Annotated in this window: 13 protein-coding genes; 5 read left to right on the forward strand and 8 right to left on the reverse strand. The window is 31.0% G+C overall.

Annotation, left to right across the window (positions count from 1 at the left end; all coding sequences use genetic code 11):
- Positions 1-28: 28 nt before the first annotated feature.
- The 4 genes from ASC44_RS03270 to ASC44_RS03285 form a co-directional block, all read right to left on the reverse strand.
- Positions 29-1,210, reverse strand: coding sequence for a hypothetical protein (locus ASC44_RS03270; protein WP_055446200.1), 1,182 nt, complete (start codon positions 1,208-1,210; stop codon positions 29-31).
- A gap of 215 nt (positions 1,211-1,425) precedes the next feature.
- On the reverse strand, positions 1,426-2,259 hold the full coding sequence (locus ASC44_RS03275; protein WP_055446201.1) for a hypothetical protein: 834 nt from the start codon (positions 2,257-2,259) through the stop codon (positions 1,426-1,428).
- Positions 2,260-2,313: 54 nt separating this feature from the next.
- Complete coding sequence (locus ASC44_RS03280; protein WP_055446202.1) at positions 2,314-3,696, reverse strand: MFS transporter; 1,383 nt, start codon at positions 3,694-3,696, stop codon at positions 2,314-2,316.
- A gap of 54 nt (positions 3,697-3,750) precedes the next feature.
- Complete coding sequence (locus tag ASC44_RS03285) at positions 3,751-4,584, reverse strand: M48 family metallopeptidase (protein ID WP_055446203.1); 834 nt, start codon at positions 4,582-4,584, stop codon at positions 3,751-3,753.
- A 248-nt stretch (positions 4,585-4,832) separates the two neighbouring features.
- Here ASC44_RS03285 and msrB (ASC44_RS03290) point away from each other — a divergent pair, with 248 nt between their 5' ends.
- The 3 genes from msrB (ASC44_RS03290) (at position 4,833) to lpdA (ending at position 7,344) form a co-directional block, all read left to right on the forward strand.
- Entirely contained in the window at positions 4,833-5,315 is a 483-nt protein-coding gene (msrB, locus tag ASC44_RS03290) for a peptide-methionine (R)-S-oxide reductase MsrB (protein ID WP_055446204.1), read from the forward strand.
- Positions 5,308-5,706 (forward strand): peptide-methionine (R)-S-oxide reductase MsrB, encoded by a 399-nt coding sequence (msrB, locus tag ASC44_RS03295; protein WP_055446205.1) that lies wholly within the window; start codon positions 5,308-5,310, stop codon positions 5,704-5,706. Before msrB (ASC44_RS03290) ends, msrB (ASC44_RS03295) begins: the two co-directional genes overlap by 8 nt.
- A gap of 261 nt (positions 5,707-5,967) precedes the next feature.
- Complete coding sequence (gene lpdA, locus ASC44_RS03300) at positions 5,968-7,344, forward strand: dihydrolipoyl dehydrogenase (protein WP_055446206.1); 1,377 nt, start codon at positions 5,968-5,970, stop codon at positions 7,342-7,344.
- Positions 7,345-7,449: 105 nt separating this feature from the next.
- Here lpdA and aroQ read toward each other — a convergent pair whose 3' ends face one another.
- The 4 genes from aroQ to ASC44_RS03320 form a co-directional block, all read right to left on the reverse strand.
- The gene (gene aroQ, locus ASC44_RS03305) at positions 7,450-7,866 is read right to left on the reverse strand and encodes a type II 3-dehydroquinate dehydratase (protein ID WP_055446207.1); all 417 of its coding nucleotides are present in this window, start codon (positions 7,864-7,866) and stop codon (positions 7,450-7,452) included.
- 161 nt (positions 7,867-8,027) lie between these two features.
- Positions 8,028-8,660: a porin family protein gene (locus tag ASC44_RS03310; protein ID WP_055446208.1), complete on the reverse strand. Its 633-nt coding sequence runs from the start codon at positions 8,658-8,660 to the stop codon at positions 8,028-8,030.
- Positions 8,661-8,842: 182 nt separating this feature from the next.
- Positions 8,843-9,472 (reverse strand): outer membrane beta-barrel protein, encoded by a 630-nt coding sequence (locus tag ASC44_RS03315; protein WP_055446209.1) that lies wholly within the window; start codon positions 9,470-9,472, stop codon positions 8,843-8,845.
- A 690-nt stretch (positions 9,473-10,162) separates the two neighbouring features.
- The gene (locus ASC44_RS03320; RefSeq protein ID WP_055446210.1) at positions 10,163-11,035 is read right to left on the reverse strand and encodes a hypothetical protein; all 873 of its coding nucleotides are present in this window, start codon (positions 11,033-11,035) and stop codon (positions 10,163-10,165) included.
- A 49-nt stretch (positions 11,036-11,084) separates the two neighbouring features.
- On the opposite strand from ASC44_RS03320, the gene ASC44_RS03325 reads away from it, so the two are divergent.
- Complete coding sequence (locus ASC44_RS03325) at positions 11,085-11,429, forward strand: TM2 domain-containing protein (RefSeq protein WP_055446562.1); 345 nt, start codon at positions 11,085-11,087, stop codon at positions 11,427-11,429.
- 67 nt (positions 11,430-11,496) lie between these two features.
- On the forward strand, positions 11,497-12,393 hold the full coding sequence (gene xerD / locus ASC44_RS03330; protein WP_055446211.1) for a site-specific tyrosine recombinase XerD: 897 nt from the start codon (positions 11,497-11,499) through the stop codon (positions 12,391-12,393).
- The last annotated feature ends 26 nt before the right edge of the window (positions 12,394-12,419 follow it).

Below are 12,419 nucleotides of genomic sequence, written 5' to 3' on the forward strand. Positions count from 1 at the left end.
TTTTTTTGTTTTAAATAATTTCTAATTATTAATAATAAGTATATTCCGTAGTATGCGTTTCTTCATCTGCGCTTCCTTGGTTATAAACTGTATTTGAGGTAATAGGATAATTATCTGAATTATAGGTATAAGTATTATTCTCATTATCAGGAACAGTTGAACCTCCTGTATTTATATAACTTAAATAATTATTATTAAAAGCAGTATAACCTAACACTGCAAAAACTTCTCTCTTATGAATGTTTTTGGAGATTCCATTCTTGTCATCATATGTATAAGTATAATCATTATTACCATTAGTATTGTTTTCTAATATTATATTTCCATTTTCAATGGTATAAATATAAACCTGACCTCCATCTTCATTATGTGTAATTGTTCCATCAGGATTATGCACATAATTATCTATTTGTATGTTAGTGTCGTCTAATGTAGTTGTTACTGTTATTAATTCATTATCTGAATTATACTCTAAAACCATAGAATCAGTTTCTGTAAAACCAGCAGAATTTTCAACAATATCTATTTGTGCTAATAAGTCACCATTATAAGTAAATTCTTCAACTTCCGTTTCCGTTGGTTCTCCAACAAAATTAATAGTATATTCTATTTTAGTCAATTTGTTACCATTAAACGTGTAATCACCAATAATTGTAGAACCATCAGCATAAGTTTGAATTGACTTTTTAGGTAAAACTAAATCACTAGTCTCCGAACAATCTCCCAAACCATCTATAGTAGCTTGTATAGAACCATCTGCATCACCACAAATTTCTATTTGTTCTTCCAACGCCATAACATATCCTGTACAAAATTGTGTGTACATATCGGCTGGAGCGTTATTTAAATTAACTTCAGCAATACCAGAATTTGCAATGGCAGATTCACATGTGTCTGGATCTAATGGTTCGCTACAATCTCCTAAAGTTCCTAACAAAGCTTGAATACTTCCGCTTGGATCTCCACAACTATCTATTAAGCCTTGTAAAGATGCTGCATAAAGTGTGCATAAAGGCGCGTAAGTATCTTCATTTCCATCCCAATTTCCAAAATTAGTAACAGCTGTACTGTAGGCTTGTGTTGCTGCTAAACAGTCTAACTCTGACGTCTCTGCTTGAGGTAGTAAACTTGGCTCTAGTGGTTCGTTATCACATGTAAATAAAGACATGGTTAAGAATAACATTAAAAAAGGTATGGTTATTTTTTTCATAATAAATGTTTATGTAACAAACATAAGAAATATTCTGTTAAACTCAGAACTCTTTATTTACAGACGTAATTAACAACTTAGGTATACTAGAATACTATTTCGGCGACACCCGATTTTTATTCAACTATAAATAAAATATTCCTAATAATAAGCAAAACAAAAAAGCCACTTTTCACATAAATGAAAAATGGCTTTTTTAAAAGTTATAAAATATATTAATTTAAAGTATAAGCATCCAACTCTTGTAAAGTAGTTGATGTAATATTATCTGCATTATCACTTATAGTTCCTTCTGCCTTTACTAATCCTACATCTTTAGCAAAATAATAATAAATTAAAGAATTAGTAGTTTGTTCTGGAGCCGCAGCCGTAAATGTCTCTTGTAAATACTTAACCTTAATAACATCATTATAAGTAGTACCATTAACCGTAGTAGAAATATCTTTCTCAACTACTTCAAGAGTATTACTAATGTTATTAGTTATAGACGGTAAATCTGGAAATGTTTCATCATTAGATGTAAATGAAGTAACCGTTTGTACATTACTTGTCCAAGTAGTACCAACATTTACATAATCTTTAAGAATTATTATACTATATCCTGTTTGAGATAACTCAAAAGCTCCATCAAGATAACTTGCAGATAAATCACCTACAGAAATAATATAGTCACCTCCATTTTTTCTAACATACGTATCTATTTCCAAACCATCAAATTCCGTCCCATCTGTACCTGTAGCAGATGGTAAGTATTGATTAAATCTAAAAACATTTTCACCTTGATAAACATCGGTTGATCCAATACTCATATCGTAATCGTCTTGAGCTACATCATCAGCATATAAATTATAAGTCCAAGTATTATCTACTGCTAAAGGCCAATAGTCTCCAGATGAAGCACCTCCTGGATCAGTAATTTCGCTATCATCTGGAATAAAGGTTCCATCTTCCGATAAGAAGTCTGCATCCAATGGTTCGTTTTCACAAGACAAAAAGAACATGGTAAATAATGATAATGATAACACTGAGGCTACTCTAACTAGTTTCATATATAGTAATTTAGGTTTAAATATAATATTTTAACAAACATAAGAAATATTAAGTTATTCTGAAACCTCTTCTTTTGGTACTCTAAAAAGTAAAATAATACCAATAAAAAAGAAAACGAATAAAAACAAAATAGCATAACGCATTGTACTAATTTGGTCTACCACTGCAAAAATAGTCATACCTATTACAATTCCTATTTTTTCTGCTACATCATAAAAACTAAAATATGAAGTAGTATCCTCTGTCTCTGGTAAAAATTTAGAATAGGTAGAACGTGCAAGCGATTGTACTCCTCCCATTACAAAACCTACTAAACCTGCTGCAATATAGAACTGAAAAGGAGTCTCCATAAAATAAGCATAGAAACATAAAAACATCCAAAATACATTAATTACAATTAGTGTTTTTATGTTACCAAATTTTGATGATGCCTTAGACGTTAGTACCGCACCTAATATTGCTACAACTTGTATTACTAAAATACTAATAATAAGTCCTGTCGTTTTTTGATCTTTATCTGCCCAAGAGATTTCTTTCTCTCCAAAGTAAACAGCCATTAACATTATGGTTTGCACAGCCATACTAAAAACAAAAAAGGCTCTTAAATATAATTTTAATCTTAGATTGTTTTGTAATTGTTTCCAAACAACCTTTAGCTCTCTAAATCCATTAAAAACAACATCTTTATTTACTTTATGTCCTGAAGAAACGCCTTTTGGTAAAATATAAAAAGTGTATTGACTAAAAATAATCCACCATAAACCTACTGTTATAAAAGAGATTTTCATGGCTTCAAAAGATGCAGCATTTTTAATTTCTTTCGCTTTTAAAATAATATCTGCTTCGCTACCATTATCCAAAATATTTTGTGGCACACTAATATCAAAACCAAACCAATCTGGTTTCATTACCATTGCAAGATTTAATATTAATAATAAAACACTTCCTATGTAACCAAAAGAGAAACCTTTGGCACTTATGCTATCTTGTTGCTCAGGAAAAGCAATATCTGGTAAATACGAATTATAGAATACTAAGCTTCCCCAATAACCCATTAAGCCCATAAAATAAAAGAGCATACTTAGATGTATATAATCTCTATTAAAAAAGTACAGTCCAATACAGCCTATACTTCCCAAGTAACAAAAGAATTTCATGAAATTCTTTTTATTACCAACATAATCGGCAATACCAGAAAGTATTGGAGAAAGTATAGCCACTACTAAAAAAGTAAATGCTGTAACTATCGAAATAAGTACGGTTGGTTTCATTTCTAAACCAAAAGCGGAAACTAACTCATCTTCAGAAGAAAATAATGCGCCATAAAAAATAGGGAATATAGAAGAAGCTATGGTAAGTGTATATACCGAGTTTGCCCAATCGTAAAAAGCCCATGCATTTAATAACTTTTTATCTCCTTTTTGTAATTTTTTCATAAAAAAAGCCACTCTATTATTAGAGTGGCTTCGAAAATAAGAATTTATATTCTATTAGTAAGGTGTTACTGCTCTAAAAGATTTAACACCAAACTTTTTAGCTTCGGCTTTCGCTGTTGGAGCTAATGCTTCTAAATTTGCAATACGTGTTGTAGTTGCAGGATGCGTGCTTAACATTTCTGGTGGTGCTTCTCCTCCACTTGCTGCGCCCATACGTCTCCATAAATTTGCAGCTTCGTCTGGATTGTAACCAGCAATTGCGGTTAGTATTAAACCTATTCTATCGGCTTCTGTTTCATGACTTCTGCTAAAAGGTAACATACCTCCTACAGTAGACGCTGTACCATAATACTGATTAAATAAGTCTCTTTTTTCACCTTGTAAAGCTACATTACCTAAAAGATTTACACCTTGTTGTACCATTCCAGCACTCATACGTTGTTGCCCGTGGTTTGCTAAAGCATGAGCAACCTCATGACCCATAATTGCAGCAACGGCTGCTTCGTTTTGTGCTACAGGTAAAATTCCTGTGTAAAAAACAATCTTTCCACCTGGCATACACCAAGCGTTTATTGTTTCATCCTTTACTAAATTGTATTCCCATTTATAATCGTTTAAATAACCTTGATTTCCATTGGCATTCAACCAACGCTCTGCAGCTACTGCAATACGTTGTCCTACTCTTGTAATCATTTCTGCTTCTTTTGTTCCTGTAACAATATTGTTTTCGTTTAAAAACTGATTGTATTGAGCAAAAGCAGTTGGAAATAAAGAGCTATTTTCTGTACCTGGCAATGCCATTGTTTTTTTTCCTGTAAAAGGATTTGTAGCACATGAAAAAAAGATAAGCATTGTAAATGCTAATGTTATACTCGATTTAAATTTCATTTTTTGTTGTTTTTAGTATTATAAAACCAAGTTACAAAAAGTTGCGTAAATATGTAGTGATGCACTATCTAAATAGTAGGTGGTTATTCGATAAAACACACATTTAGTCGTTAAAGGTGTGAATTCTAACGAAAGATGAATTTGATTATTATAATGTTAGGATTTATATAAAAATACGACTAAAAACGGATAAAAAGATATTAAATATCTTTGTCTAAAAAAGAAAAGTTAATTTTAAAAAGATTTTTATGAAAAAAATGGCACTATTGGCTTTCGCCTTTATCTTATTTAATTGTAATGGTAATGCGCAAGATGCAAAAAAAGAGAAAAAAGTTTACGAGATTACAAAAACGGATGCCGAATGGAAAGCATCACTTACTAACAATGAATATTATGTTTTAAGAGAAGCGGGAACTGAAAGGGCTTTTTCTAGTAAATTTAATAAAGAATACGGTGCAGGTACTTATATTTGCGCAGCATGTGAAACACCTTTATTTCAAGGAGAACACAAATTCGATTCGGGAACGGGATGGCCAAGTTTTGATAGAGAGATTAAAGGAAACGTAGATTTCTCTATAGATTATAATTTAGGTTATGCAAGAACCGAAGAGCATTGTGGTACATGTGGTGGTCATTTAGGACATGTTTTTAATGATGGGCCAAAAACGACAGGTAAAAGACATTGTATAAATGGTGTTGCAGTAAAATTTATTCCAAAAAAAGATGAGTAATTTTAAAATTAATAAGTCTGATAAAGAATGGAGAGACCAACTTACAGACGAAGAATATCGTATTCTAAGAGATAAAGGAACAGAAAGACCACATACTGGAGAATATAACCTTAATTTTGAAGAAGGCATTTACAAGTGTGCTGGCTGTAACCAACAATTGTTTGAAAGCTCAAGCAAGTTTGATGCCCATTGTGGTTGGCCAAGTTTCGATGAAGCTATTAAAGGTACAGTTAAAAATGTGTTAGATAAAACGCATGGCATGATTAGAACCGAAGTTGTTTGTAATAATTGTGGTGGGCATTTGGGTCATGTTTTTAACGATGGACCAACAGAAACTGGTGCGCGTTATTGCGTAAATTCTATTTCTGTAAAATTTGATAAGCCAAGCTAATAGATACTTCTTAATACATTTAAATACTAGAATGTGCGTGAGTGATAGTAACGGCATCCTTTTGCTTTTTCTGCAAAAGATATAGTGAATAGCACGACCTTTAGGGCACGCCCAAAATATTTTAAATCCTCAAAAAACGTATACTATTTTAAGAATAGTATATGTTTTTAGAATTTTATTGTTTTTGGTTTTTGGAATTTAGGATTTTCCACTTGAAAATCCTTAAATTTGATACTTTATATAACGACTAAAAATTATACAATGAGTAAATACGATATTATTGTTCTTGGAAGTGGTCCTGGTGGCTACGTAGCAGCTATTAGAGCTTCTCAATTAGGTTTAAAAACAGCTATTATTGAAAAAGAAAGCCTTGGTGGTATATGCCTAAATTGGGGTTGTATTCCTACTAAAGCCTTATTAAAATCTGCCCAAGTTTTTGAATATTTAAAACATGCTGAAGATTATGGTCTTTCTGTAAAAGGTTATGATAAAGATTTTAATGCGGTTGTAAAACGTAGTCGTGGTGTTGCTGAAGGCATGAGTAATGGCGTTAAGTTTTTAATGAAAAAGAATAAAATTGACGTTATTGAAGGTTTTGGAACACTAAAAACTGGAAAGAAAATTGATGTTGAAGGAAAAGAATATTCTGCAGATCATATTATTATTGCAACTGGAGCTCGCTCTCGTCAATTACCAAGTTTACCACAAGATGGTAAAAAAGTAATTGGTTATAGAGAAGCAATGGTTTTACCAGAACAACCAAAGAAAATGATTGTTGTTGGGTCTGGAGCAATTGGTGTTGAATTTGCATATTTCTATAACTCTTTAGGTACAGATGTAACTATTGTAGAGTATTTAGATAGAATTGTACCTGTTGAAGATGAAGACGTTTCTAAACAATTAGAACGTAGCTTTAAGAAAAGTGGTATAAACATTATGACTTCTGCCGAGGTAACAAGTGTAGATACTTCTGGAAAAGGTGTAAAAGCTACAGTAAAAACTAAAAAAGGAGAAGAAATATTAGAAGCGGATATTGTATTATCTGCCGTTGGTATTAAATCTAACATAGAAAACATTGGCTTAGAAGATGTTGGTATTGCTGTAGATAGAGATAAAATTTTAGTAAATGATTTCTACCAAACAAACATACCTGGTTATTATGCTATTGGAGATATTACTCCTGGGCAGGCTTTAGCACACGTTGCTTCTGCTGAAGCTATTTTATGTGTTGAAAAAATTGCTGGACAACATGTAGAAGCATTAGATTACGGAAACGTTCCTGGTTGTACATATTGTTCTCCAGAAATTGCGTCTGTTGGTTTAACAGAGAAACAAGCAAAAGATCAAGGTATCGATATTAAAGTTGGTAAATTTCCTTTTTCTGCTTCTGGTAAAGCAAGTGCTTCTGGTGCAAAAGATGGTTTTGTAAAAGTTATATTCGATGCTAAATATGGCGAATGGTTAGGATGCCACATGATTGGTGCGGGTGTTACAGACATGATTGCAGAGGCTGTTTTAGGTAGAAAACTTGAAACTACAGGTCATGAAGTATTAAAAGCAATACATCCTCACCCAACAATGAGTGAAGCGGTTATGGAAGCTGTAGCTGCTGCTTATGGTGAAGTAATACATCTATAAGAAAACAGATATTAAAATAGATATGAGTTTTTCTCATTCTAAATATTTTATATAAAAAATGCGATTCAATTGAATCGCATTTTTTTTTATTCTGTTTGTATTGCTTTAAATAAAACTCTGTATTGCTAGTTCGTAACTCTGTAATCCAAAACCTAAAATAACACCTTTTGCGTTAGCCGAAATGTAAGATTGATGTCTAAACTCTTCTCTTCCAAAAGTGTTAGAAATATGGACTTCTATAACCGGAGTTTCTATTGCTTTTACAGCATCTCCAATACCTATAGACGTATGTGTGTAAGCCGCAGCATTTAATACAATACCATCGTAACTAAATCCGCTTTCCTGTATTTTATCTATTAACTCTCCTTCTATATTAGATTGAAAGTACTCTAAAGCTACATTTGGGTATTTTTCCTTTACAGTATCGTAGAATTCTGTAAATGTTAAGCTTCCATATATATTAGGTTCTCGCTTACCTAGTAAGTTAAGGTTTGGTCCGTTGATGATGATTATTTTTTTCATGTCCTTTTTTATTGTTTAATGCCTCATGCTATTCGCTAATACTATAAAATTTATATTTATCATTTTAGAACACGCGCATTTTATAATGTAAAAATACAAAAGTTATGGTATAAAAAAACCGAAGCGGTTAGGCTTCGGTTTTTTAAACATTATGTTTTATATTAATTTAAAGAAAATAGAACGCCTACATTAAAGCTACTTCTTCCATTTGTAACAGAATCACCTTCGTTATTTTTAAACACATCTGAAACACCAGATTGTCCGTCATACTCAATATAAAGTTTAGTATTATCTGCTATTTCAAACTTGTAACCTATACCGAAAGCTAAACCGAAATCTGTAGTATTAAAAGCTTCTTTTACATCCATACCTAAACGAGAATCTTCAGCATTTAATAAAATACCTATATAAGGTCCAAAATTTAAGTACCATTTTCTAGTTGATCCAAAATGCCAATTTGCCATTACTGGAATTGTTAAGTATGATAATTGAAAATCTGTAGTAGTATTTTCAAGTGTATCTTCATTAAAGATAAAGCCATCTGCCCAACCTTTTTGGTCGTAGTTTAGTTCTGCTTTAATTCCCCAACGGTCTGAGAAATAATATTCGCCAGAAGCACCAAAATTGATAGATGTTAACGAGTTAGTAGAATTTTCTGAATTCCCACTCACTGTAACATTAGAAAAACTGGCACCAATACCTGCACCTAGCTCAAAATCTCCTTTGTCTAATTGTGCGTTTACTGTTGATACCGCAAAAATGGCTAAAGAAGCAATAAGTAATAATTTTTTCATAATAAATTTGGTTTTTAGTTAGGCCGTAAATTTAGAATAAATAAGTATTAAAAAATTGTAAAAAAACGTAATTGCAGTTATTTGCTTTTTTTTGATTAGATCTAAAGACATAATGCTAAAAATAAAGCACAAAAAAAACCGAAGCCGTTAGGCTTCGGTTTTAAATTTTATAGTGGTTCTAATTAGAACTTGTATGCAATACCAAAGTTGATATCAGATAAATCTAAACCAATATTGAATTGGTTTCTAGCTTCTGCTCCGTCAACATCCGCTTTAAAAGTATTGTAACCTAAAACACCAATAGATGCTTCTAATGTAATGCTATCTGAAACGAAATAGCTAATACCTGGTGCAAATTCAAAATCTAATCCATCAAACTTTTGGTCTTCCTCAACAAAATCTTGTTCGTTTTTACTTGCAACAAATTTTGCTGCTAATTCTCCGAAGAAAGAAAATTGACTAGCTGGAGTAGCATAGTAACGTCCAAATACACCTGCACTTAAAGAAGTTCTTTTAGATTCGATAGTTGCTTCTTCAAAAGTTACAGGATTAATTCCTGAATTTTCATTTTTAAAAGATTCAAATCCTAAAGATACTCCAACTGCGATGTTATCACTTACAAAAAATCCAACTTTTGGAGAAATTTCAAATTGATTGTCCTTAGAATCACCTTGAGTAGTTGATCCAAAACCTACTGCTCCAGAAATAAATACATCTCCATTAGCAAAACCACCAACAGTAGTATCCTCTTGTGCATTAACACTTGTAAAACCTAATACTGCAATTGCAGCTGTAAATAATAATTTTTTCATTTTAAATTGATTTTATTAATTTGTGGGTACAAAATTAGAAGATACTTACATATTGAACAAGTAAAAACAAGTTAAAAAAATCATGCGATTTATAACTATTTGATTATTAGATTTAAACATAAAACATTTAACACAAAATTTAGTTTTATATCCCGAATGAAATTCAATAAAACCACACAAATCACTAATAATCAATCACTTAAATATTGTATTCACAAATAAATAATCCTATTTTTGAGTTTTTATCATAAAAAAATGCATTGTACAACAGACTCTTTATAAAAAGACACGAAACGCAATAGAAAACTTAAAAATAAGGTGAAAATTTAACTTATTTACAATACCATTTCTACTACTTTCAAGAGAATTATTGCTATAAAATTTTAATATATAATAAAACAGTGTATTATTATGCCTATAAATTTAATTAATACAGATGTTAATCTAATTGTGCACATAAAAAAAACCGAAGCAATTGCTTCGGCTTTAAAACTTGTTTACTTTTATTAATGAACTAAAAGAATATCCAACTGAAACTTGAATTACATCATTATTAACACTAAAATTTTTATCTCTGTCTTCATTTTAAGCAATGTTTGCTAAACCTAAGTTATAACGTGCAGAACAGTTTAAACCACTCTTTAATTTATTACCAGCTACTCTTTTAATAAAATGACCTTATATAGTTCCTTATTTTAAATAAAAATCTATTTGAGTTTGTTCTCCAGCATTTAAATTAGTTAAGGCTTTAATTTTAGAGTCATCAACAAAAATCTCAATTACAGCAGTATTTGTAGACATACTCCCAACATTATCTGCAGTTAATATAAAGGTGTTCTTTTTATTAACTAAAGTTAGTGGTATGCTTTTTCGTTCTCTTTTAGTTTCAAAATTTCTTAAAATAGTATTACCATTATATTGTAAAGTTACTTTATCTCCATCAAGTTGGCCACCATCGAAAATTTCAATTCTAATATTTTTACTTTTAGAAAACACACTCATAGTTTGCTTGCTTCTTAAAATATTCATTTGAATAGAATCCATGGTTTTAGCAAGATTGATATTCTTTTTTTGTTCTTCGGTAATTCGTTTTGTCTTTTTTATAAACTTATTCGCTTTCTCAATTCTTTTTAACTGTCTTTCTTTAGTTGAAAGCAGAATTTTTCCATTTATACATTCTGTATTATCAGGAAACAAGCCTTTAAAATCACCTTTAAGTTTCGAAGATTTTCCCAATCTATAAGCGCTTGATGTAAAATTTATGTAACATAAATCATCTTCTGCAAAGTAAGATTTAGTATAAATGGTTTCTACCTCACGAAAACGTAAAATTTTATCTTCTTCGTTATAGTCTCCTACAACGCTAGTTTTTGTTTCATGCTCTCCACCTATATCTGTTACTGTAAAACCTTTAAGTTTACCGTTGGTTTCTTCTAGCTTAAGCGTTAAACTTATTAAAGAAGAATCGTTTAATTTAATAAAGCCGACATATTCATACTCTTGCTGAGCAAAACATAGTATTGAGCAAAATGAAATTAATAAAAATAGTGTTATACTTTTCATAAATTAAAAAAAAGTTGATATTGTGCTAACAAACTTAAACCAAATAAATATGAAAGTTAAACTATTACTCTCGTTTTTAGTATTCTTTATTGGAATCACTACAGCAAGCGCATCTTTTCCTGTTAAAAGAGCAACAACTACGGTTGAAAACACAACAAACGTAACTACAGATACTGTGGATACAGCAATGACTTCTCCTGCAGTAATGAAAGGAAATGACAAAACTACAGCCATTTTATTATGGGTATTCTTAGGTGGTTTTGCAGCACACAGATGGTATTTAGGAAGCCCAATTGGTTGGAATATTCTTTTTATTCTTACTGCTGGATTCTTTTTTGTTGGATGGGTAATCGATGGTATTGATATTATTACAGGTAAATATCCTGGACTATAATAACCAAATAAAAAATTTATTTTAAAAAGCCACTTCTTTATTGAAGTGGCTTTTTTATTTTAGTGCTATGAAATGGCAACATGCACTTAAAGATTATCAGCTCTATTTAAAAATAGAACGTGGCTTATCAGACAATTCAATAAGCAACTACAGTTTTGATGTTAAAAAGCTAATTAATTATTTAGACGATAATGATATTGTTGACTCCCCTATTTCTATTTCTAAAGAAACTGTGCAACAGTTTATATATACTATTGCTAAAACAGTTAATCCACGGTCGCAGTCTAGGCTAATATCTGGATTAAAAGGTTTTTTTAATTATTTAATTTTCGAAGATTATCGTGAAACCAATCCGATAGATACCATCGATTCTCCTAAAATTGGAAGAAAACTACCCGATACATTAAGTGAGAATGAAATAAACCAGCTTATTGATGCTATCGATTTAAGTACGCCACAAGGAGAGCGCAATCGTGCTATTTTAGAACTACTTTATGGTTGCGGCTTGCGAGTAAGTGAATTAACACATCTTAAAATTTCTGATTTATTTTTTGAGGAAGGCTTTATAAAAGTCACTGGTAAAGGAGACAAACAGCGTTTTGTTCCAATTATTGATGCTACACAGAAGTATATTAATATCTATAAAAAAGAGATAAGAACTCATCAAACCATTCCAAATGAATTTCAAGATACTTTGTTTTTAAACCGAAGAGGCAAACAGCTAACCAGAGCAATGATTTTTACTATTATAAAACAGTTAGCTGTAAAAATTAATTTAACCAAAACCATTTCTCCTCATACGTTTAGACACTCTTTTGCAACGCATCTTTTAGAAAATGGAGCAGACTTAAGAGCGATACAGCTTATGCTTGGTCATGAAAGTATTATTACCACAGAAATCTACATGCATGTGGACAAAAGTCACTTAAAAAGTGTGATAACAGCTTTTCATCCAAGACAATAGAATAACATTTTTACTTTGTCTATTGC

It is taken from the genome of Lacinutrix mariniflava (genome assembly GCF_001418015.1).
Classification (GTDB): domain Bacteria; phylum Bacteroidota; class Bacteroidia; order Flavobacteriales; family Flavobacteriaceae; genus Lacinutrix; species Lacinutrix mariniflava.

Excerpts from the sequence above, each read along its gene's own strand:
- ASC44_RS03275 (WP_055446201.1), bottom strand. The coding sequence starts at position 2,259 with ATGAAACTAGTTAGAGTAGCCTCAGTGTTATCATTATCATTATTTACC.
- xerD (WP_055446211.1), top strand. The coding sequence starts at position 11,497 with ATGAAATGGCAACATGCACTTAAAGATTATCAGCTCTATTTAAAAATA.
- ASC44_RS03315 (WP_055446209.1), bottom strand. The coding sequence starts at position 9,472 with ATGAAAAAATTATTATTTACAGCTGCAATTGCAGTATTAGGTTTTACA.
- ASC44_RS03280 (WP_055446202.1), bottom strand. The coding sequence starts at position 3,696 with ATGAAAAAATTACAAAAAGGAGATAAAAAGTTATTAAATGCATGGGCT.
- msrB (WP_055446204.1), top strand. The coding sequence starts at position 4,833 with ATGAAAAAAATGGCACTATTGGCTTTCGCCTTTATCTTATTTAATTGT.
- aroQ (WP_055446207.1), bottom strand. The coding sequence starts at position 7,866 with ATGAAAAAAATAATCATCATCAACGGACCAAACCTTAACTTACTAGGT.
- ASC44_RS03320 (WP_055446210.1), bottom strand. The coding sequence starts at position 11,035 with ATGAAAAGTATAACACTATTTTTATTAATTTCATTTTGCTCAATACTA.
- ASC44_RS03270 (WP_055446200.1), bottom strand. The coding sequence starts at position 1,210 with ATGAAAAAAATAACCATACCTTTTTTAATGTTATTCTTAACCATGTCT.
- ASC44_RS03325 (WP_055446562.1), top strand. The coding sequence starts at position 11,085 with ATGAAAGTTAAACTATTACTCTCGTTTTTAGTATTCTTTATTGGAATC.
- lpdA (WP_055446206.1), top strand. The coding sequence starts at position 5,968 with ATGAGTAAATACGATATTATTGTTCTTGGAAGTGGTCCTGGTGGCTAC.
- ASC44_RS03285 (WP_055446203.1), bottom strand. The coding sequence starts at position 4,584 with ATGAAATTTAAATCGAGTATAACATTAGCATTTACAATGCTTATCTTT.
- ASC44_RS03310 (WP_055446208.1), bottom strand. The coding sequence starts at position 8,660 with ATGAAAAAATTATTACTTATTGCTTCTTTAGCCATTTTTGCGGTATCA.
- msrB (WP_055446205.1), top strand. The coding sequence starts at position 5,308 with ATGAGTAATTTTAAAATTAATAAGTCTGATAAAGAATGGAGAGACCAA.